Origin of the sequence: Delftia sp. WSY_10, from assembly GCF_043104705.1 — a bacterium.
In the GTDB taxonomy this organism is placed as follows: domain Bacteria; phylum Pseudomonadota; class Gammaproteobacteria; order Burkholderiales; family Burkholderiaceae_C; genus Comamonas; species Comamonas tsuruhatensis.
Genome location: NZ_JBICKY010000032.1, coordinates 62,775 through 83,738 on the forward strand (window position 1 = coordinate 62,775; position 20,964 = coordinate 83,738).

Genomic DNA, 20,964 nt, shown 5'->3' on the forward strand with positions numbered 1-20,964 from the left:
CAAGGCGGTGCCCGGCCGGATGGTCCGGCCCGGGCCTCAGCGCCGGCCATGCCGGGCTCCGAGCACTGCCAGCATGCGGAAGAAGGCTGCGCCTATCTCTTCCTCGGAAACGCAGGCGTACCCCAGCAGCAGGCCACGCCGCCGGTGCGGACCCGCGTAGTAGCGCGACAGCGGCTTGACGAAGATGCCGGCCTGCCGGAGGTCCTCGGCGAGCACGACATCATCGTCCTGCCCGGGCAGCTGCATCACGAAATGCAGCCCCGCGCCGCTGTCCACCCAGGGCAGGTGGTCGGCGCCCAGATAGCGCTCGATCAAGGCCATCAGCATGCGGCGGCGCTTGCCGTAGAGCAGGCGCATCTTGCGGATGTGGGCGGCGTAGTGGCCTTCCACGATCAGTTCGGCGATGACCTGCTGCGGCAGCTGGTGACCCTCTCGGTACAGCTCGGAATGGATGCGGCGCAGCGGCTCGGCCAGGGTCGGGGGCAGCACCATGTAGCCCATGCGCAGTCCCGGGTAGAGGGTCTTGCTGAAGGTGCCTATGTAGATGACGGGCGCGTCCTCCTCCATGCCCTGCATGCTGGGCACGGGGCTGCCGGAGAACCGGAATTCGCTGTCGTAGTCGTCCTCGACGATCCAGGCACCCACCCGGCGCGCGTAGGCGATCAGCGCGCGGCGCCGCGCCATGCTCATGACGGCGCCCAGCGGGTACTGGTGCGAGGGAGTGACGAAGATCAGTCGCGGCACGGGCAGGCCGTCCGGCAGATGCATGCCCTCCTCGTCCACTGGCACGCTGTGCAGGCTCAGCCCGTGCTGCATGCGCAACACGTTGGCGATGCCCCAGTAGCCCGGCTCCTCCATCCAGACGCAGTCGCCAGGGTCGGCAAGGCTGCGCACCACCAGGTCGATGGCCTGGTGCACGCCTTCTGTGATCAGCACCTGGTCGGGCGCGCAGTTCACCGAGCGCGCCACGCGCAGGTGATCGGCCAGCGCCTGCTTGAGCGCCTCCACGCCGCCGCGCGTGCCATAGGTGAGCAGCTGCGGCCCGGCGTGTCGCAGCAGGCGGTTGTGGATGCGCGCGTAGGCGGCGCGCGGGAACTGCGTCACGTCGGGCACGCCAGGCATGAAGGCGCCCCATTGCTGCTCCGAAGCCTGGGCGGTTTTCAGCAGGGCCTGTGCCTGCACGGACAGGCCGCCGCCAGGCGCAGGCGCTGCGGCGGCAGCGCGGCGGGCAGGTGCACGTCCGCCGCTCAGCAGCATGGCCGCAGGCAGGGTGTCGACCACCTGCGTGCCACGCCCGACCTGGCTGCGCACATAGCCCTCCACCTGCAGCTGCTCATAGGCATGGTTGACGGTGTTGCGCGACACATCCAGCTCGCGGGCCAGGTCGCGCGAGGCCGGCAGGCGGCTGCCCGGCAACAGGGCCCCGCTGTCCACGGCCTGGCGCAGCGCCAGGTACAGGGCCCGGTTCAGGCGGACGCGGTCCCCGCCCAGCCCGCGCCAGTCCATCTGGAGGATGAGGTCCGCGCACACGGAAGGTTTTGCCATGTCTGCCTTGCCTGCGTTGCCTGCGTTGCCTGCCTTGTGGAAGCGATGGTGGCGAACTCGATTGGCACCATCATCTTTTCAAAAGATGGCTCCATTCATGGAACCAATCGCCACTATAACCGTAAGCATTGCAGCCACCTCAACGGAGACCTTCCCATGTCCAGCGCCGCCACCAACGACACCACCAGAGCCTCGTCCGTCAACCAGCAACTCCAGAGCCGGCGCACCGCCGCCATGCCGCGCGGCGTGGGCGTGATGTGCGGCTTCCACGCCGTGCAGGCCGACAACGCCTTGCTGACCGATGCCGAGGGCCGCCAGTACATCGACTTCGCGGCCGGCATTGCCGTGCTCAACACGGGCCACCGCCATCCGCGCGTGGTGCAGGCCGTGCAGCGCCAGCTGGAGTGCTTCACGCACACGGCCTTCCAGATCGTTCCCTATGAAAGCGCGATTGCGCTGGCCGAGCGCATCAATGCACTGGCGCCCATCGACGGCCCGGCCAAGACCGCCTTCTTCACCACGGGCGCCGAGGCGGTGGAAAACGCCGTCAAGATCGCCCGCCATGCCACGGGCCGCTCGGCCGTGATCGCCTTCCAGGGCGCCTTCCACGGCCGCACCCAGCTGGGCATGGCGCTGACGGGCAAGGTGGCGCCCTACAAGCAGGGCTTCGGCCCCATGCCGGGCGAAGTCTTCCACGCGCCCTTTCCCAGCGATGTGCAGGGCATCAGCGTGCAGCAGTCGCTGGACGCCATTGCCATGCTGCTCAAGACCTCGGTGGACCCGCAGCGCGTGGCAGCCATCATCGTGGAGCCCGTACAGGGCGAAGGCGGCTTCCACCCCGTGCCTGCCGCGCTGTTCACGGGCCTGCGCCAGCTGTGCGACCAGCACGGCATGCTGCTGATCGCCGACGAGGTGCAGACCGGCTTTGCACGCACGGGCAAGCTGTTTGCCATGGAGCACTACAGCGTGCGGCCCGACCTGATCACCATGGCCAAGAGCCTGGGCGGCGGCCTGCCGATCTCGGGCGTGGTCGGCCGCGCGGCCATCATGGACGCACCCCATCCCGGCGGCCTGGGCGGCACCTACGCCGCCAACCCGCTGGCCGTGGCCTCTGCCCATGCCGTGCTCGATGTGATCGATGAAGAGCGCCTGTGCGAGCGGGCCCTGGCACTGGGCAGCCAGCTGCGCTCGCGCCTGCAGGCATTGCAGACGCAGGATGCCGGCATCGCCGAAGTGCGCGGCCTGGGCTCGATGCTGGCCGTGGAATTCCACATTCCCGGCAGCGGTGCGCCGGACGCGCAGCGCGTGGCCGCCATCGTCCAGCGTGCGCAGCAGCAAGGCCTGCTGCTGCTGACCTGCGGCCTGTACGGCAACGCCATCCGCTTCCTCTATCCGCTGACGATTCCAGAGCCGCTGTTCGGCAAGGCGCTGGACATCATCGCCAACGCCATCACCCAGACCGCGCCCCAGCCGGTCGCGGCCTGAATCCATTCCACAGCCTGAGCCTTCCCGCACCATGAGTCTTTCACTGCAACGCCCCGATCTTTTCCGCCAGGCCTGCCTGCTTGCCCAGGGCTGGCACCCCGTGGGCTCCGGCCCCGCCATCGATGTCTTCAATCCCGCCACCGGCGAACGCCTGGGCCAGGTACCCGCCCTGCAGGCCGGCGAGGCCGAGGCCGCCATTGCCGCCGCACAGCGCGCCCTGCCCGCCTGGGCCGCGCTGACGGGCAAGCAGCGCGCCGGCATCCTGCGCCGCTGGTTCGACCTGATGCTGGCGCACCAGGACGATCTGGCGCGGCTGATGACGCTGGAGCAGGGCAAGCCCCTGGCCGAGGCGCGCGGCGAGATCGCCTATGCGGCCTCCTTCATCGAATGGTTTGCCGAGGAAGGCAAGCGCGTGGACGGCGAGCTGCTGCAGTCGCCCAACGCAGGCCAGCAGCTGCTCACGCTGCGCGAGCCCATTGGCGTGTGCGCCGCCATCACGCCCTGGAATTTCCCGGCCGCCATGATCACGCGCAAGGCCGGCCCGGCGCTGGCCGCCGGCTGCGCCATGCTGGTCAAGCCGGCCGAAAGCACGCCCTTCACGGCCCTGGCCCTGGCCGTGCTGGCCGAGGAGGCCGGCATTCCCGCCGGCGTCTTCCAGGTGCTGACCGGCCATCCGCAGGACATCGGCCAGGCGCTGACGCAAAGCCCCGTGGTGCGCAAGCTCAGCTTCACGGGCTCCACGGCCACCGGGCGGCTGCTGATGCGCCAGTGCAGCGACACGGTCAAGAAGCTGTCGCTGGAGCTGGGCGGCAATGCACCGTTGATCGTGTTTGACGATGCCGACATCGACCAGGCCGTGGCCGGCATCGTGGCCTCCAAGTTCCGCAACGCGGGCCAGACCTGCGTGTGCACCAACCGCATCTATGTGCAGGACGGCATCCACGACGAACTGGCCCGCCGCCTGGCCCGTGCCATGGCGGGCTTCAAGGTCGGCAATGGGCTGGAGCCCGGCGTGACCCATGGCCCGCTGATCAACGAGGCGGCCGTGCAGAAGGTGGAAAGCCATGTGGCCGATGCGCTGTCCAAGGGCGCGCGCCTGCTGGCGGGCGGCAGGCGCCCGGTGCCGGGCCAGCTGTTCTTCGAGCCCACGCTGCTGGTCGATGTGAACGACAGCATGCAAGTCTGCGAGGAAGAGACCTTCGGCCCGCTGGCGCCGCTGTTCCGCTTCCATGACGAGGACGAGGTGGTGCGCCGCGCCAACGACACCATCTACGGCCTGGCCGCCTATCTGTTCACCAACGACAACCGCCGCATCTGGCGCGTGTCGCGCGCGCTGGAGTACGGCATGGTGGGCATCAACACCGGCCTGATCTCCAACGAGGTCGCGCCCTTCGGCGGCGTCAAGCAGTCCGGCCTGGGCCGCGAGGGCTCGCGCCACGGCATCGAGGAATACCTGGAGACCAAGTACCTGTGCCTGCAGACGGCATGAGGGCTGCCTGACGTCCGCAATGGCACCCGGCAGGGAAGACGGCATGGGCCTTCGACGGCAGCCTGGCTAGACTGGGCGCCATCAAAGGCCCATCCGATCTGCACCATGGACGCTTCTTCCGCCCGCCTCCCCTCTCCTTCCGAACCGCTGCGCATCGCCGTCATGGGCGCAGGCGCCGTGGGCTGCTATTTCGGCGCGCTGCTGGCGCGCGCCGGCCACCAGGTCACGCTGATCGGCCGCCCCGCCCATGTGCAGGCCGTGCAGCAGCATGGCCTGCGGCTGGAGACGGCGGCGCTGGACATCCAGGTGCCCATGCAGGCATCGACCGAGGCCAGCGCCGTGCGCGATGCCGATGTGGTGATGTTCTGCGTCAAGTCCACGGCCACCGAGGAAGCGGCCCGCGAGATGCAGCCGCACCTGGCGCCGGGCACCCTGGTGCTGACCATGCAAAACGGCGTGGACAACGACGAGCGCGTGCGCGCCGTGCTGGGCCCGTCCGTGGCCGTGGCCGCCGCCGTGGTCTACGTGGCCACGGCCATGGCCGGCCCCGGCCATGTGCGCCATTTCGGCCGCGGCGAGCTGGTCATTGCGCCGTCTGCACTCAGTGAACGGGTGGCCCTGCAGTTTGGCAAGGCAGGCATTGCCGTGCAGGTATCGCCCGACGTGCGCGGCGCGCTGTGGGCCAAGCTGGTGATCAACTGCGCCTACAACGCGCTGTCGGCGCTGTGCCAGCTGCCCTACGGCCCGCTGGTGCAGTCGCCCGGCGTGACGGACGTGGTGGACGACGTGGTGGCCGAATGCCTGGCCGTGGCCAGGGCCGACGGCGTGGCCCTGCCCGGCGACGTGCCCGCTGCCGTGCGCGGCCTGCCGGCCACCATGCCGGGCCAGTTTTCGTCCACCGCCCAGGACCTGGCGCTGGGCAAGCCCAGCGAAATCGATCACCTCAACGGCTACGTGGTGCGGCGCGGCGAGGCCCTGGGCGTGCCCGTGCCGCTGAACCGCACGCTGCAGGTGCTGGTCAGGCTGGCCCCTTCACGCATGCAGGCCAGCCAGGCGCCCCGTAACCCGCCTCAGAACTCGTAGTTGGCGGACACCCACAGGCGGCGGCCTTCCTGGTTGTTCGCGTAGCGGTTGCCAAAGATCACGGTACCCTGGACCTGGCCCGGTACGTTGTAAGGCTGGTAGTCCACGAAATCCTTGTTGAACAGGTTGTAGATGGCCGCGTTGATGGTGAACTGCTTGCTCACGCGGTAGCTGCCGCCCAGGTGGAACTGGGTATAGGCCTTGTAGTTGCCCAGCGCGGCCTTGGCGGCCTGGGAGCTGGCGCTGGTGCCGGGGTCACGGTAGCGCTCGCTGCGGTACTCGGCGCGCAGCCACAGGTTCCACTGGGCACCCGGCTCCCAGTTCAGGCGGGCGTTGAGCGCATGCCTGGGTGTGTCGCTCAGCGGGTTGCCACGGTTGGGGCCGCTCTTTTGCTCGCTCTTGGTGAAGGTGTAGTTGGCGCTGGCGTTCCAGCCGCGCGCCAGCGGCATGCGCGCACTCAGCTCCAGGCCGCGCGTGACGGCCTCGTCCACGTTGATGGACTGGCCGAAGGCATCCACCAGCGGCCAGTCGCCGAAGCTCACGCAGCCGGGGCGGTTGGGCGCTGCCGCAAAGTCGCAGTTGATCAGGCCCGGGCCGCTGGTGATCTTGTCCTTGAACTCGTTGTTGAACACCGTGGCGCTGCCCGCAAAGCCCGTGGGGCTGTCGAAATAGACGCCCAGTTCGGTGGTGCGGCTGGTTTCGGGCTTGAGGTTGGGGCTGCCCACCAGCGGCAGGCGGCCCTGCTGGCCGAAGCCGTTGATGCCGGGCGCCAGCTGCTCCACGCGCGGCGTCTTGTAGCCGTTGCTGACGCCGCCCTTCACGGTCCACTGCGGCGCGGCATTCCACACGCCGTAGATGCGCGGGCTGAGCTTGCCGCCGAAGAGGCTGTGGCGGTCATAGCGCGCGCCCATGGTGAGCTTGAAGGCGTCGGTCAGGCTCCATTCGTCCTCGGCAAACAGGGCCTTCTGCGTGAAGGCGAACTTGTTCGGCGCCACGCCGTCCTTCATCTCGGCATCCCACCACTGGCCGCCCAGCGTGGTCAGGTGGGCACCCCAGGGCAGGACCAGCTTGCTGTCCAGCACCTTGCTTTCCACCTCCAGCGTGCGCGCGGCACCTGGCGTCGCGCCCGGGGTTCCCCGGGGAATGGTCCGGCCGATGGTCTCGGTCCGGTTGACCATGAAGCTGGTGTCCCAGGTTCCGAAGCCGTAGCGACCGGTATGGGCCAGCGTGAGCTGGTCACGGTTGTATTTCTGCTCGGGGCTGTAGCCTCCCGTGCCCAGCGTGCCCAACTGGCCCTGCGAGTTGTCATAGGTCTGGCGGCCCGAGTCCAGGTCCAGCGTGATGTCGTGGTACCTGTTGGGCGTGAGCGCCAGGCGCAGGCCCAGGTTGTTGATCTCGGACTTGACGGGGTTGCCGCCCATGATGGGAACGGCTGGCTGGCCGTTGGCGCCCGCATAGGTGATGTCCGAAGCGGCCCGGCGCTGGGTGCTGCCGCGGATCGACAGGCCCAGCAGGTCCTCCTTGATGGGGCCGCTCAGGTAGAACTTGCCGGACTTGATATCACCGAACTCCGACTCTTGCTGCAGCGTGTAGTCGGCGCTGACGCTGCCCGTCCAGGTCTTGCCGACCTTGCGCGTGATGATGTTGATCACGCCGCCCATGGCGTCGGAGCCGTAGAGCGTGGACATGGGGCCGCGGATGACCTCGATGCGCTCGATGGCGCCGATGGGCGGCATGAAGCTGGTCTGCGTCTCACCAAAGCCGTTGGGCGTGACATTGCCGGCCGAATTCTGGCGGCGCCCGTCGATCAGCACCAGCGTGTAGTCGCTGGGCATGCCACGGATGCTGATGTTCAAGCCGCCGGTCTTGCCCGCGGGGGCGCCTACGTCGATGCCTTCCACGCTCTCCAGCGCGTCGGTCAGGCTGCCGAAGCGGCCCTTGGCCAGTTCCTCGCGCGGAATGACGGTGATGGAGGCCGGCGCCTCCTTGATGTCCTGCTCGAAGCCCGAGGCAGAGACCACGACTTCGCGCAACTCGGTGGCGGCAGCCGCATTGCTTTGCAATGGGGTCTGTGCCGATGCGGCACCCGAAGCACAGATGGCGGCCACCAGGAGGGCCAGAGGGGAAGGACGCGACGGAAGAACGCCGCGCAGATCGCGATACGACATGCAAACACTCCAGAAACGGAAAACGGGCTGTGAGGCCCGTGCAACTCGCTTTGAAATCTTTGGTTATGCGATGGGATGGGGATATGTAACGAAATTATATGAACATTGAGAATCATTTCCATTCTCATGATCACAATAGGATTTATCTGTCGCACGGATGCTACGTTCCTAGGAGCAGAAAGCGCTGACGGCACCAATGCTTGCGCTGGCGCAAGCTGCTCTCACCACCTCAATACACGTCACGCCGGTAGCGGCCGCTGCGCACCAGCTGGTCCATTTGCGCCTCACCCAGCACGGCGTGCAGCGCCTGGTCCACGCCCTGGGCCATACCCTGCAGGCTGCCGCACACGTAGATGGCTGCGCCCTGCGCCACCCATTGGCGCAGCACATCGCCGGACTGCGCCAGCAGGTCCTGCACATAGGCACGCGGCGCGCCTTCGCTGCGATCGCGCGAGAAAGCCAGGTCCAGGCGCTGCAGCACGCCGCCCTCGCACCAGGCCTGAAGCTCGTCGCCATAGAGCCGGTCATGCGCGGCATTGCGCTCGCCGAACAGCAGCCAGTTGGGCCCCAGGCCTGCTGCGGCACGCGCACGCAGGTGGCTGCGCAGGCCGGCCAGACCCGTGCCGTTGCCGATCAGCACCAGCGGGCGCTGCAGGTTGTCTTCCAGCCGGAAATTGCGGTGCGCACGCAGCCGCAGGGTGATGGCTGCACCCAGGGGCGCGCCCTGCGTGAGCCAGCCCGAGGCCAGGCCCGGCGAGCCATCCTCGCGCCGCGCCTGGCGCACCAGCAGGTGCACGCAGCCATCCTGGGCGATGGAGGCGATGGAGTACTCGCGCGGATGCTGCGGGTCCGCAGGAATGCAGACCTGCGCCAGGTCGCCGGACTCCCACAGCGCGGCCTCGGTTGCAGGGGGCTGCAGCTCGATGTGGAACACCGGCTCGCCTGCGCTGCCCGGGTTCATATGCCGGCGCGCGGCCAGCGTCCATTCGCTGAATATCGGCGTCTCCCACGCAGGCATGTCGCCCAGGCTGCTGATCTGGGTCAGCTGGTGCTGCCAGGCGGTGAGCGCCTGGGGCGCGCCGTTGTCCATTTCGATGCGCTCGAACCAGGGGCTGGCGCCTGCGGCGCGCAGCCAGCCGTCCAGCGCGCGGCCAAAGCCGCAGAACTGCGCGTACTGCCGGTCGCCCAGCGCCAGCAGGCCGTATTGCAGATGGGACAGGTCCTGCGCCTGCGCCATGGAGTGCGCCAGGAACAGGGCTGCGTTGTCGGGCGGATCGCCCTCGCCATAGGTGCTGGCGATGAACAGCGCCCTTTGGGTCTGCGCCAGCAGCTTCACATCAACGGCATCGAGGGCGCACAGATGCACGCTCTCACCGGCCGTATGCAGCAGCCGCGCAGTCTCGCGTGCCAGCTCCTCTGCCTGGCCCGTCTGGCTGGCATAGGCCACAAGCAGGGGGAGCGCGCCCTCGCGCGCCGAGGCCAGCGCCGCGGCTTCGTGCTGCGCCCGCGCGCGCCGGCGGCGCTCGCGCCACCAGATGGCGGCGCACATGGCCACATACAGCAGTACCAGGACAGCGGCTGCGAGTATGCGCAGCCAGGATTCGGACAGGGACATGGCGTGACCGGAAAATCTACACGGCGCAGAAAAGGTTAGGGGCGCTCACGGCGCCAGCGCGGCAAACGCCGTGGTCATCGCCATGGCAGGGCCCTGCGCCGTGCGCTCGCACAGCAGTGCGGCCACGCCGTGCTGCTCGGCAAAGTCCAGGCCCGCACGCGGCCCCAGCACGGTGAGCACGGTGGCCAGGGCGTCGGCCTGCATGCATTCGGCATGCAGCACGGTGACGCTGGTCAGGCCGTGCGCCACGGGCTCGCCGCTGCGCGGATCGATGGTGTGGGAGTAGCGGCGCCCGCCCTGCTCGAAGGCATGCCAGTGGTCGCCCGAGGTGGCGATGGCCATGTCGCGCAACGGCAGCGCCAGCGGCGTGGACTGGTCCGCCATGCTGGCCACGGCCACGCGCCAGGGCTGGTTGCCAGGGCGCTGACCGCAGGCCCGCAGCTCGCCGCCCACCTCGACGAGGAAATCGGTATGGCCCAGCGCCTGCAGGCGCTCGGCGACCAGGTCCACCGAATAGCCTTTGGCAATGCCGCTGAAGTCCACATGCACGGCGCCGGGCTGCAGCGCGCGCCGGCCCTTCAGGTCCAGCACGATGCGCTGGTAGCCCACGCGCTCGCGCACCCGCCGCAGTGCATCGGCATCGGGGATGCTGGCGCCCTGCGCCTTTTCCGCACGCGGGCCGAAGCCCCACAGCTCGACCAGCGGCCCCACGGTGGGGTCCCAGGCGCCGCCACTGGCCTGCGCCCAATCGAATGCACAGGTCAGCACGGTGAAGAATTCGGCAGGCAGCACATGCCAGCTGCCCGCCTCTGCGCGGTTGAAGCGCGAGATGTCGGAATCAGCCTCCCAGTTGCTCATCTGGCGCACGACCAGGGCCAGCGCAGCCTCTATGGCCTGGCGCGCCTCATCGAGCGGGCGGAAACCCGGGTTGTGCAGGCGCACGCTCCAGGTCGTGCCCATGGCCTCGCCGGTGAGTGTTTGCAGCGCGGCGGGGTCTGCCCGCCGCACGGCCTGCGGCGCGTAGCCGGAGACGGCAAAGGACGCCACGCCCGTGGGCACAGGCGCGGCGAGGCCCCGGCCTGCGCTGCCCTGCAACAGGGCGGGCGCGAAGCTCACGCGCACGGGCGCAGGCGCGGGCGGGACCCCGGGTGGGGACGCAAGGCTCAGGGCAGCACCTCGAACGTGCCCACATAGGACAGGCGGCGCTCCTTGGCCTGGGGCAGCGAGGTCTTGTTGTCCTGGGCGTCGGCGTCCACCCAGTACATGCCGGCGGTGGGCCAGGTCACGCTGAACTCGCCCTTGGCGTCGGTCGTGGCCTTGATCTCGCCCTTGCTGTCGCGGTAGCGCGTGGCGCCGGGCACCAGCACGACTTCCAGGTTGGCGGCGGGCTTGCCGTCCACATGGAAGGCGAAGGTGGCCTTCTCGCCCTTGACCAGGTCGTTGGGATGGGTCACGGGCACCAGCTCCAGGCCCTTGCCCGAAGGCTTGACGGCGCTGGGCTTGCCCACGGTCACGAAGGTCTCGATGCGGCCCACGGACTGGGTCACCTTCAGGTCCTGCGCGTCGGCGGGCACATCGGCGGCGAACTTCTCGGGCGAGCCGCGCCAGCGGCGGTTCTGGCCCGTGGCCTTGTCCTTCCAGGAGGCGAACAGGCCGTCGTTGACGATGGCCAGGCGGTAGGTGCCGCTTTGCTGCAGGTCCAGGTCGAACACGCTGCGCAGCTTGCCGCGATGGGCATTCTGCGGCGCGACGGCCGAGCCGTCCGGTGCCGAGACAACGAGGTTGTCCAGGCCCAGCGGCACGTGGTTGAAGAAGAACAGGTCGTTGGAAACGGCGGCATCCACCGTGATCCATTCGGCCTTGGACAGCACCGTGGTCGAGGGCAGCAGCCACAGGTTGTGGGCCTGGGCGGACTGGAAGGCGCCGCAGGCAATGGCGAGGCTGGCCGCCAGACGGATGGCAAAGCGGGTCTTGGACTTCATGAAGATTCTCCTTGGTTCGTGGATGGGGCTGGCACATGGGTGCCCCGCAAGATGCGTGGCCCGCCCACATGCAGGGCCCAGTTCAGGGATGCCGGGCAAGGGCCTGGCCGGCCGCGCCGCCCCGCAGCGATGGCGTCACCCGCCTCGTGAGGGGGAGGACGCGCAAGGCCTCAGGGGGTTTCAATTTCAAGGCTTGAGCTCGACGCTGATCTCGCCCAGCTCGCTGCTGCCCTTGGCGCTCAGCTGCTCGGCCTTGGCGGCAGGCCACTTGAAGGGCACGGTGACCACTTCGCGGCCGCCGACTTCGCGCGCGGCCTCGACCACGAGCTTGTACTCGCCGGGCGGCAGCTTGGCGAAGGGGTTGGCGCCTTCGGTGAAGCTCAGCTGGTGCTTGCCCACGGGACGCGTGGGGCTGGTCACGCCATCGATGGGCAGCGTCAGGTCGCGGCCCGTGCGGCGCCACCACTGGCGCATGTCCTTGAGCCACTTCGTGCCTTCGGCATTGCGCATCTTCACGTCGTACCAGACCGACAGCGTGGCGGCCACCGAGGCGTCGGCGCGCTCGATCCACACGGCCACATAGGGGCGGTGGTACTCGGCGACATCCAGGCGCGGGACCTCCACGCCCACGTTCAGGCCGGCGGCAAAGGCCGGGGCCGCGCCCAGGCAGGCGCCAAGCGCCATGGTGTAGCGCAGAGAGAAGTGCGGATTCATTGGCAAGGCTCTTTCGGTTCTCAGTGGATCAACAGGAGGGCCAGCAGCATGGGAATCACCAGCCCCATGCCGACCATGGGCCAGGTGAAGGGACGGTTGCCCGCGTGCATCTTCAGGATGAACAGCCCGGTGACGGTGAACACCAGGCAGGCTGCGGCAAAGATATCGATGAACCAGCTCCAGGCAGCGCCCGTGTTGCGGCCCTTGTGCAGATCGTTCAGATAGGCGATCCAGCCCCGGTCGGTGCGCTCGTATTCGGCCTCGCCATCGGCCAGGCCCACGCGCACCCAGGCATCGCCGCCGGGGCGAGGCAGGGACACATACAGCTCGTCGGCCGTCCATTCGGCTTCGCGGCCCTCGGCTTCAAGCCCCCACTGGCCGCGCACCCAGTCCGCAAATGGCGCAGGCACGGGAGCACGGTCGCGCGACTGGCTGGCCTGCTGCCGGACCAGCTGCACGCGCAGCGCGTCCGGCAATGCCGCCTCGCCGCGCACGATGCGCGGCTTGGACTCGATCTGCCCCGCATGATTGAGCGTGAACCCCGTGACGGCGAACAGCAGCATGCCGATCAGGCACAGCGCAGAGCTGACCCAATGCCACTCGTGCAGTGTCTTGAGCCAGTAGGAACGGCGCCGAGGGTCCGGTTTGGGGGATGTCATCGCAACAGAGGCAGGCGGCAGCACCACGCGGCCACAACCATCACGGCGGCGGCCACGGGGAGCACAGGAAAGAAAAAGGCCGGGGGATTCTACCGCCCACGAATAAGAATTGATCGCATTTACACAAGCTTTACCGGCTTAATCGACATCTGTGTCACGGCGCTCCATCTCCGCTCCTTGCCCCCGGGCGCGCATGCCCCCACGCATCCCGGGACAGCGATGCACCGTCGGTGGGCCCTCTCCTGAAGCGTCTGGCACCCATGCCGCCAGACAGCCTGCGTTATGTCAACTAGCTGACGCACATGCTTACATAATCTGCTTTTCTGATTCATTTGCGCCCACAATGGCGCGCGAACCCGATTGGAGACTGCATGCGCCTTCCGAGCTTTTCGCAAACCACTGCCAACGCCGCCCACTCCGGTGACGGCACGCGCCAGAACCGCCGCCAGCTGCTGGCACAGGGTGCAGCCCTGGCCATGCTGTGCTCCCCGCTGGCCCATGCCGCGCCGCCCGCTGCAACGCCTGCGGCCCATGCGCCGCGCGCTGCCGCCGGTGGCCAGCGCGTGGCCGCCAGCCTGCGCATCGTCATTCCGGCCAATGCCGGGGGCGGCTGGGACCAGACCGGCCGCGCACTGGGCGCGGCCCTGGTGGCATGCGGCGCGGCAGATCGCGTGGAGTATGAAAACCTGGGCGGCAAGGGCGGCACCATCGGCCTGGCACAGTTTGTCGAGCGCCATGGCCAGGACCCCGATGCGCTGCTGATCGGCGGCATGGTCATGGTCGGTGCCGTGGCGCTGCAAAAGCCGGCCGTGAACATGTCGCACGTGCAGCCGATTGCCCGCCTGACCAGCGACTATCTGGTAGTGGCCGTGCCTGCCGACTCCCCCATCCGCAATGCCAAGGACCTGGTCGCCGCGCTGCGCAGCGATCTGGCCCACCAGTCGTTTGCGGGCGGCTCGGCCGGCGGCGTGGACCATATGTTTGCCGGCCTGCTCACGCGCGCCGCCAAGGCGGCGCCCGAGCAACTGGTCTACCAGCCCTTTCCGGGCGGCGCCCAGGTGGTGGAGGCCTTGCTCAAGGGCGATGCGCGCATGGGTGTGTCCGGCTACAGCGAGTTCAGCGAAGCCCTGGCCAGCGGCAGGCTGCGCGCCATTGGCGTGTCTTCGCGCCGCAGCCTGTTCGGCCTGCCCTCGTTCCGCGAACAGGGACTGGATGCCGACATGGCCAACTGGCGCGCCGTCTTCACGGGCAAGCAGGTCAGCGCCGCACGCGCCCAGGCCCTGCTGGGCGCCGTGGAGCAGGCGACCCAGCACGAAAGCTGGCAGCGCGCCCTGCGGCAGAACCGCTGGGAGCCTTCGTGGCAGGCAGGCCGCGATTTCAGCGGCTTTCTGGAGCTGGAGCACACCACGGCCAGCGTCATGACCTATCTGCTCAAACTCAAGAGCTGAGAAACCGAAGTCCAGCGGGCAGGTTGCGTGGCGGGCCTGCAACACTGGTTCGGAGATTCGCGTATTCCTCTAGCGAAGCGCATTGCCGCTGTGGGTTTTGAGCTACCAAACTTGTAGCAGAATGGATCCAGAGCTATAGTTCCCCGGGACTTGGCTCGGCGCGCGTCCCACCCGGATGCCCCCGCCGGCTCACACACACCATTGCGCAAGGAGAAGCGTCATGAGCTCCAAGGAAAACGCCGCCATCAACCAGCTGTTCGAGAAACTCGAATGCCGCTACGCGTTGCGCGTGCTGTGGGCTTTGCGTGACGGCCATCCTCAGACCTTTCGACTGCTGCAAGACAGCGTGGGCGGCATCACGCCCAACACGCTGAACACCCGCATCAAGGAACTGCGCGAATGCGGGCTGCTGGAGCATGGCTCCGACGGCTATACCGTGACGCTGGCCGGCCAGGACCTGCTCAAGCGCCTGTCCGATGTGCAGGCATTCGCCAACCGCTGGGTGGCCGCGCGCGCCAAGAAGTGATTCTTGCGGCCAGGCCCTTCGCCCTCTTGCCGCCGGACAGTCTTTTTCCCCCACCGTTTCTCTCTCAAGGAATACCACCATGGCTTTCACCACCACCGCATCCGGCCTGCAGTATGAAGACACCGTCGTGGGTGACGGCGCCGAGGCCCAGCGCGGCCGCAGCGTGACCGTGCACTACACGGGCTGGCTCTACAACAACGGCGTGCAAGGCGCGAAGTTCGACTCCAGCAAGGACCGCAACGATCCCTTCGTCTTCCCCCTGGGCGGCGGCATGGTGATCAAGGGCTGGGACGAAGGCGTGCAAGGCATGAAGGTGGGCGGCCAGCGCACCCTGATCATCCCGGCCGAACTGGGCTACGGCGCACGCGGCGCTGGCGGCGTGATCCCGCCCAACGCCACGCTGAAGTTCGATGTGGAGCTGCTGGCCGTCTGAGCCTGCACCCGCTGGCCCACGCAAGGGCAAGGCGCGAAGGCGCCTTGCTTTTTTCATTTCCGGAGCGTCCAAAGAGCCCCCAGGAGCATCTGACCTTGCGCGGCAAGGACAGCGTGGGGGCGGCTTCTCGCTCAGGGGGCTTTGCCGAACAGCGCCTCGTGCAGCGGCACATAGCTGGCGGGGCTGGCAGCCTCGCGCAGGCGCGGGGCCAGCGCCACGAGCTGGTCGTAGCCCATGGCCGCCTCCACGGCCAGGTTGAGCCGGAATCCCTTGAGCCCCATATTGGCCGTGATGGCCACCGCCAGCGGATAGGCGTTGCGGTAGCGCACGGCCAGCGAAGGCTCGGATGGCGCAGACGCATCGCCGGCAGGCTGGGCCGGCGATGCGGCGGCAGCAGTGACGGCGGGCGCCGCAACGGCCACCACGCCCAGCCGGGGTTCGGCTGCATCGCGGGGCGCCAGCCATTCGCGCTCCACCAGCGCCAGGATTTCGTCCTGGGTCACGCCCATGCCGGCAACGGCCTGCAGCACCTGCGCCACGCTGCGTTGGCCGTCAAACAGCAAAAAGGCCGAGCGCAGCCGGGGAGAGAGATCGGCATGGCGTTCCTTGAATGCCTGTTGGCCGGCGGACGTTTTCACAAGATGCATGGCGGACGCAATTCTCTGCAGGGGATCGGATCGGACACGGCTCGCAGCGTGTCATGAGCCTCCGGCTCCCAAAAGCGGGTTTTCCAGCACGCGCGGGCTTCAGTTGGGCCGGGACTGATCCAGATCTGCCATCAAGACAAAAATTGGCAATTTCGTTGGCAATGACGTCGGCCCATGGAGCCCATGCCGCGTCAGGCCACGCGCCCTGGCACGGAGCGCGCCGCAGCGCGCCGGCGCGGGTCCAGGCAGCTGACCAGCCAGGTCACCAGCAGGCCCGCCGGCACGCCGAAGACACCCGAGGAAATCGGCTGTATGCCCCACCACAGGCGGGCATGCAGCGCCTCGGGCAACACAGGCTGCAGCGCGGGCACGTGCGAGACCATGTAGTAGACGGTGATGCCCAGGCCGGCCAGCATGCCGGCCACCGCCCCGCGACGCGTGGTGCCGCGCCAGAAGATGCCCAGCACCATGGCCGGAACAAAGGCCGATGCCGCCAGCGAGAACGAGGCCGTGACCATGGGCAGGATGTCCGAGGAACGGCGCGAGGCCACGAAGGCGGCCGACAGCGCCACCACCAGCAGCGCGAACTTGGACAGGATCACGCGCTGCTCGGGCGAGGCGCGGCGCCGCCGCGCGCGAAAGTACAAGTCGCGCACCAGCGCATTGCTGATGGTCAGCAGCAGGCCATCGGCCGTGGACAGCGCGGCGGCAAGGCCGCCCGCCGCGACCAGGCCCGAGACCACGTAGGGCATGCCACCCAGCTCGGGCGTGGCCAGCATGATGAGGTCGGCGCCCATGCGGATCTCGCCGAACTGCAGGACACCGTCGCCATTGACGTCTTCCACGGCCAGCAGCGAGGCATCGACCCGGGCCCACTGTGCCATCCAGGTGGGCAATTCGTCGAAGCGTATGCCCACCAGATTGTTCATGACCTCGAACTTGACCAGCACGGCCAGGGCCGGCGCGCTCATGTACAGCACGCCGATGAAGAACAGCGTCCAGCCCACCGAGGCCCGCGCCCCCGACACCGAGGGCGCCGTGTAGTAGCGCGTGAGCAAATGCGGCAGGCCTGCCGTGCCGGCCATGAGACAGAACATCAGCGCCAGGAAGTTGCGCCGGCTGTCCTCGTAGACCTGACGTTCCTCGGCCGATCCATCGGGGTTGCCGGCAAAGGGCAGGCTGTGCAGCGGAATGCCGCCCAGCGGCTTCTCGCGCTCGCGCATCTCCTGCAGCTGGCGTGTCCACAGGGCGCGCGCAGTCGCTTCGTCGCGCGGCATGGCGGCCAGTTCGCGGCTGGCCGCCATGATGGCGCCAATGTCGCCGCTGCGCGTGCGCAGATCGCGTATGCGCTCGGAAAGCTGCTGGCGCTCGGCGGCCAGCACGCGCGGCACGTCCTTGAGCTTGTCCTCCAGCACCTCGGCGCGCAGGCGGTAGGCGGCGACCACTTCCTGTTCGGCCGGCGAGTCCAGCAGGCGCTGCTCCATCTCCGCAATCTGGCCGAGCTGGGCCGTATAGGCCAGCGGCGCCACGGGATTGCCCATCTGCCGGTAGGCCAGCCAGGACACGGGGATCAGAAAGGCCAGCAGGATGACCACGTACTGCGCGACCTGGGTCCAGGTGATGGCACGCATGCCGCCCAGGAAGGAGCACAGCAGCACGCCGCCCAGGCCCAGCATGATGCCGATCTCGAACTGCACGCCCGTCAGCCGCGAGGCAATGAGCCCCACGCCGTAGATCTGGGCCACCACGTAGGTGAACGAGCAGGTCACGGCAGCCAGCGCCGCGATCACGCGCGGCCAGCGCCCGCCGTAGCGCTGCTGGAAGAAGTCGGGAATGGTGTAGAGCTTCATCGCCCGCAGGTGCGGCGCGATCAGCATGGCGACCAGGCAAAAGCCGCCCGTCCAGCCCAGCAGGTAGGCCAGTCCGCCGGCCTGCCCCGGCACGCCGGCAAAGCCCTGCAGGTACAGCGCCCCCGACAGGCTGATGAAGGACGCCGCGCTGACCCAGTCCGCCGCTGCCGCCATGCCGTTGTAGAAGGGCGGGATGCGCCGGCCCGCAACGTAGTACTCCTCGGGATCGCTGGTGCGCAGGTACACGCCGATGGCCGCGTAGACCATGACGGTGAAGAACAGGAAGATGGGGCCTATCCAGTGGCGCGACAGGCCTTGCTGCTCGGCCCAGAACATGAGGGCCAGAAAGCCGAGCACGCCCAGCGTGTACAGGGCCACGATGCGGTGCAGCCGCCAGCGGGAGGCGGCCGTCAGCAGCGAGCGCTCAGCCATGGCCGGGAGGCGACGGCGGGGCGGACGGTTGCGGGGCGGCGGGTTCAGACGGGGCAGCGGCCCGGGCCTCGCGGCGCTCGAAATGGTCCATGGACAGACAATAGACGATGACGATGGCCAGGAACATCAGGACTGCCCCCTGGGCCGCGAACCAGTAGGCCAGCGGCCAGTCGGGGACCAGCGCCTGCAGGTCGCGTGCGTAGTAGCAGGCACCGAAGGAGACGGCGACCCAGACCGCGAGCAGCACGGCCTTGAGCCACAGATGGTGGATGTCGTGCAGGTCGGGGGCGAAGGTCTCGCCTTCGGACGGTCCCCCGACTGCGTCGTCATGCAAGTGCGCGTCCGGCGTATGCATGGCGACGCTGCCAGCCCTTACTGCGCCAGGCGCTGCCAGGTGGCGACCACGCTGTCGGGATTCAGCGAGATGGAGGCAATGCCTTCGTCAGCCAGCCATTGGGCGAAGTCAGGGTGGTCGGACGGGCCCTGGCCGCAGATGCCCACGTACTTGCCCTGGTCCAGGCAGGCCTTGATGGCGCGCGACAGCATCTTGCGCACGGCGGGGTCGCGCTCGTCGAAGTCGGCGGCCAGCAGCTCCAGGCCGGAGTCGCGGTCCAGGCCCAGCGTGAGCTGGGTCAGGTCGTTGGAGCCGATGGAGAAGCCGTCGAAGAACTCGAGGAACTCGTCCGCCAGGATGGCGTTGGAGGGCACCTCGCACATCATGATGAGCTTGAGTTCGTTGTCGCCGCGCTTGAGGCCGTTGGCCGCCAGCAGCTGGGTGACGCGCTCGGCCTGCTTGAGCGTGCGCACGAAGGGAATCATGATCTGCACGTTGGTCAGGCCCATGTCCTCGCGCACGCGGCGCAGTGCCTCGCACTCCATGCGGAAGGCCTCGCCGAAGTCCTCGGAGATGTAGCGCGCCGCGCCACGGAAGCCCAGCATGGGGTTCTCTTCCTCGGGCTCGTAGCGGCTGCCGCCGATGAGCTTGCGGTACTCGTTGGACTTGAAGTCCGACATGCGCACGATCACGGGCTTGGGCCAGAAGGCGGCGGCAATCGTCGCCACGCCTTCGGCGACCTTGTCCACGTAGAAGGCGCGCGGCGAGGCATGGCCACGGGCCACGGACTCCACGGCCTTCTTGAGGTCGGCATCCACGGCGGGATAGTCCAGGATGGCCTTGGGGTGCACGCCGATGTTGTTGTTGATGATGAACTCCAGGCGGGCCAGGCCCACGCCCTCGTTGGGCAGCTGGGCGAAGTCGAAGGCCAGCTGGGGGTTGCCCACGTTCATCATGATCTTGGTCTTGATGGCGGGCATCTCGCCGCGCTGCACCTCGGTGACCTCGGTCTCGATCAGGCCGTCATAGATCTTGCCGGTATCGCCTTCGGCGCAGCTGACGGTGACCAGGGTGCCGTCCTTGAGCAGATCGGTGGCGTTGCCGCAGCCGACCACGGCCGGAATGCCCAGCTCGCGCGCAATGATGGCCGCGTGGCAGGTGCGGCCGCCACGGTTGGTGACGATGGCCGAGGCGCGCTTCATCACCGGCTCCCAGTTGGGATCGGTCATGTCGGTCACCAGCACGTCGCCGGGCTGGACCTGGTCCATGTTGGCGATGTCATTGACCAGGCGCACCGGGCCCGTGCCGATCTTCTGGCCGATGGCGCGGCCTTCGGCCAGCACATTGCCCGTGCCCTTGAGCGCGTAGCGCTGCTCGGCCTGGCCCTTGGCCTGGCTCTTCACGGTCTCGGGGCGGGCCTGCAGGATGTAGAGCTGGCCGTCCGTGCCGTCCTTGCCCCACTCGATGTCCATGGGGCGGCCATAGTGCTGCTCGATGACCAGGGCATAGTGGGCCAGCTGCTGCACGTCCTCGTCGGACAGCGAGTAGCGGTTGCGCAGCTCATGGGCCACGTCGGTGGTCTTGACAAGCTTGCCGCTGGCGGCCTTTTCCTCGGGCGAGGCAAAGACCATCTGGATCAGCTTGGAGCCCAGGTTGCGGCGGATCAGGGCCTTCTTGCCGGCCTTGAGCATGGGCTTGTGCACATAGAACTCGTCAGGATTGACGGCGCCCTGCACCACGGTCTCGCCCAGGCCGTAGCTGGAGGTGATGAAGACCACGTCCTCGAAGCCCGATTCGGTGTCGATGGTGAACATCACGCCGGCCGCGCCCAGGTCGGAACGCACCATGCGCTGCACGCCGGCCGACAGGGCCACCACGTCATGGGCAAAGCCCTTGTGCACGCGGTAGGAGATGGCGCGGTCGTTGTACAGGGAGGCGAACACCTCCTTCATCTTGTGCAGCACCGACTCGATGCCCACCACGTTCAGGAAGGTTTCCTGCTGGCCCGCGAACGAAGCGTCGGGCAGGTCTTCGGCCGTGGCCGAGGAGCGCACGGCGAACGAGGCTGCCTCGTTGCCGCCTTGCAGGCGCACGAATTCCTCGCGGATGGCCTGTTCCAGATCGGCCGGGAAGGGCTGGTTCTCGACCAGGGCACGGATCTCAGCACCGACCTGGGCCAGGGCGCGGACATCCTCCACGTCGAGGGCGGCCAGCTTGGCACTGATCTTGTCGGCCAGGCCGTCGTGGGCCAGGAACTGGCGGAAGGCATGGGCCGTGGTGGCAAAGCCCGTGGGCACGCGCACGCCCTGCGGCAGCTGCGAGATCATTTCGCCGAGCGAGGCGTTCTTGCCGCCTACGGACTCGACATCGGTCATCCTCAGTTGTTCAAACGGAACGACGAGGGCGGTGGCCTCGAACAGTTGAGACATGGGAAAGCTCCAGAAGTTGAAAACCGTAGTGCGCCGCCCCGGCTGCCAAAGCCGGGCACGGTCGATCCACCCACGCAGGCGTGCGCGAGGCTTTGCTGTTCTGGTTGGAGGCCGGCAGCGAGCAT

General features: G+C 68.2%; 17 protein-coding genes. 6 read left to right on the plus strand and 11 right to left on the minus strand.

Annotation, left to right across the window (positions count from 1 at the left end; genetic code table 11):
* Window positions 1-36: 36 nt before the first annotated feature.
* Window positions 37-1,545: a PLP-dependent aminotransferase family protein gene (locus ACF8ML_RS14085; RefSeq protein ID WP_047218195.1), complete on the minus strand. Its 1,509-nt coding sequence runs from the start codon at window positions 1,543-1,545 to the stop codon at window positions 37-39.
* Between the two features lie 156 nt (window positions 1,546-1,701).
* Here ACF8ML_RS14085 and gabT point away from each other — a divergent pair, with 156 nt between their 5' ends.
* From gabT to ACF8ML_RS14100, 3 genes are all read left to right on the plus strand, one after another.
* On the plus strand, window positions 1,702-3,030 hold the full coding sequence (gene gabT, locus ACF8ML_RS14090; protein ID WP_392407269.1) for a 4-aminobutyrate--2-oxoglutarate transaminase: 1,329 nt from the start codon (window positions 1,702-1,704) through the stop codon (window positions 3,028-3,030).
* A 31-nt stretch (window positions 3,031-3,061) separates the two neighbouring features.
* Complete coding sequence (locus tag ACF8ML_RS14095) at window positions 3,062-4,519, plus strand: NAD-dependent succinate-semialdehyde dehydrogenase (RefSeq protein ID WP_392407270.1); 1,458 nt, start codon at window positions 3,062-3,064, stop codon at window positions 4,517-4,519.
* Between the two features lie 105 nt (window positions 4,520-4,624).
* A complete protein-coding gene (locus tag ACF8ML_RS14100; RefSeq protein ID WP_047326687.1) occupies window positions 4,625-5,602 on the plus strand; it encodes a ketopantoate reductase family protein in 978 nt (325 codons plus the stop codon).
* Here ACF8ML_RS14100 and ACF8ML_RS14105 read toward each other — a convergent pair.
* From ACF8ML_RS14105 to ACF8ML_RS14130, 6 genes are all read right to left on the minus strand, one after another.
* Window positions 5,590-7,770, minus strand: a complete 2,181-nt coding sequence (locus ACF8ML_RS14105) for a TonB-dependent receptor domain-containing protein (RefSeq protein ID WP_047326686.1) — start codon at window positions 7,768-7,770, stop codon at window positions 5,590-5,592. The two genes, ACF8ML_RS14100 and ACF8ML_RS14105, sit on opposite strands and share 13 nt — an antisense overlap.
* A gap of 229 nt (window positions 7,771-7,999) precedes the next feature.
* Window positions 8,000-9,385: a sulfite reductase subunit alpha gene (locus tag ACF8ML_RS14110; protein WP_392407272.1), complete on the minus strand. Its 1,386-nt coding sequence runs from the start codon at window positions 9,383-9,385 to the stop codon at window positions 8,000-8,002.
* 45 nt (window positions 9,386-9,430) lie between these two features.
* A complete protein-coding gene (locus ACF8ML_RS14115) occupies window positions 9,431-10,507 on the minus strand; it encodes an FAD:protein FMN transferase (protein ID WP_016451271.1) in 1,077 nt (358 codons plus the stop codon).
* A gap of 41 nt (window positions 10,508-10,548) precedes the next feature.
* Window positions 10,549-11,367 (minus strand): DUF4198 domain-containing protein, encoded by an 819-nt coding sequence (locus ACF8ML_RS14120; protein WP_016451270.1) that lies wholly within the window; start codon window positions 11,365-11,367, stop codon window positions 10,549-10,551.
* 186 nt (window positions 11,368-11,553) lie between these two features.
* On the minus strand, window positions 11,554-12,081 hold the full coding sequence (locus ACF8ML_RS14125; RefSeq protein WP_016447595.1) for a DUF2271 domain-containing protein: 528 nt from the start codon (window positions 12,079-12,081) through the stop codon (window positions 11,554-11,556).
* A 20-nt stretch (window positions 12,082-12,101) separates the two neighbouring features.
* Window positions 12,102-12,740, minus strand: coding sequence for a PepSY-associated TM helix domain-containing protein (locus tag ACF8ML_RS14130; RefSeq protein ID WP_026062185.1), 639 nt, complete (start codon window positions 12,738-12,740; stop codon window positions 12,102-12,104).
* A 371-nt stretch (window positions 12,741-13,111) separates the two neighbouring features.
* On the opposite strand from ACF8ML_RS14130, the gene ACF8ML_RS14135 reads away from it, so the two are divergent.
* The 3 genes from ACF8ML_RS14135 (at window position 13,112) to ACF8ML_RS14145 (ending at window position 15,147) form a co-directional block, all read left to right on the plus strand.
* Window positions 13,112-14,188, plus strand: a complete 1,077-nt coding sequence (locus ACF8ML_RS14135; RefSeq protein ID WP_392407274.1) for a Bug family tripartite tricarboxylate transporter substrate binding protein — start codon at window positions 13,112-13,114, stop codon at window positions 14,186-14,188.
* A gap of 220 nt (window positions 14,189-14,408) precedes the next feature.
* Window positions 14,409-14,714, plus strand: a complete 306-nt coding sequence (locus ACF8ML_RS14140; protein ID WP_012206858.1) for a helix-turn-helix domain-containing protein — start codon at window positions 14,409-14,411, stop codon at window positions 14,712-14,714.
* A gap of 79 nt (window positions 14,715-14,793) precedes the next feature.
* Window positions 14,794-15,147, plus strand: a complete 354-nt coding sequence (locus ACF8ML_RS14145) for an FKBP-type peptidyl-prolyl cis-trans isomerase (RefSeq protein WP_012206859.1) — start codon at window positions 14,794-14,796, stop codon at window positions 15,145-15,147.
* A 131-nt stretch (window positions 15,148-15,278) separates the two neighbouring features.
* Here ACF8ML_RS14145 and ACF8ML_RS14150 read toward each other — a convergent pair whose 3' ends face one another.
* The 4 genes from ACF8ML_RS14150 to ppsA all read right to left on the minus strand — a co-directional run bounded on the left by ACF8ML_RS14150 (window position 15,279) and on the right by ppsA (window position 20,839).
* Window positions 15,279-15,794 carry a hypothetical protein gene (locus ACF8ML_RS14150; protein ID WP_016451268.1) on the minus strand — a complete coding sequence of 172 codons (516 nt, stop codon included), beginning with the start codon at window positions 15,792-15,794 and terminating at the stop codon, window positions 15,279-15,281.
* 191 nt (window positions 15,795-15,985) lie between these two features.
* Window positions 15,986-18,076 carry a VC_2705 family sodium/solute symporter gene (locus tag ACF8ML_RS14155; protein WP_016447599.1) on the minus strand — a complete coding sequence of 697 codons (2,091 nt, stop codon included), beginning with the start codon at window positions 18,074-18,076 and terminating at the stop codon, window positions 15,986-15,988.
* Window positions 18,069-18,431 carry a DUF4212 domain-containing protein gene (locus ACF8ML_RS14160; protein ID WP_313280739.1) on the minus strand — a complete coding sequence of 121 codons (363 nt, stop codon included), beginning with the start codon at window positions 18,429-18,431 and terminating at the stop codon, window positions 18,069-18,071. Before ACF8ML_RS14160 ends, ACF8ML_RS14155 begins: the two co-directional genes overlap by 8 nt.
* A 17-nt stretch (window positions 18,432-18,448) precedes the next feature.
* Entirely contained in the window at window positions 18,449-20,839 is a 2,391-nt protein-coding gene (ppsA, locus tag ACF8ML_RS14165; RefSeq protein WP_016447601.1) for a phosphoenolpyruvate synthase, read from the minus strand.
* Window positions 20,840-20,964: the final 125 nt, after the last annotated feature.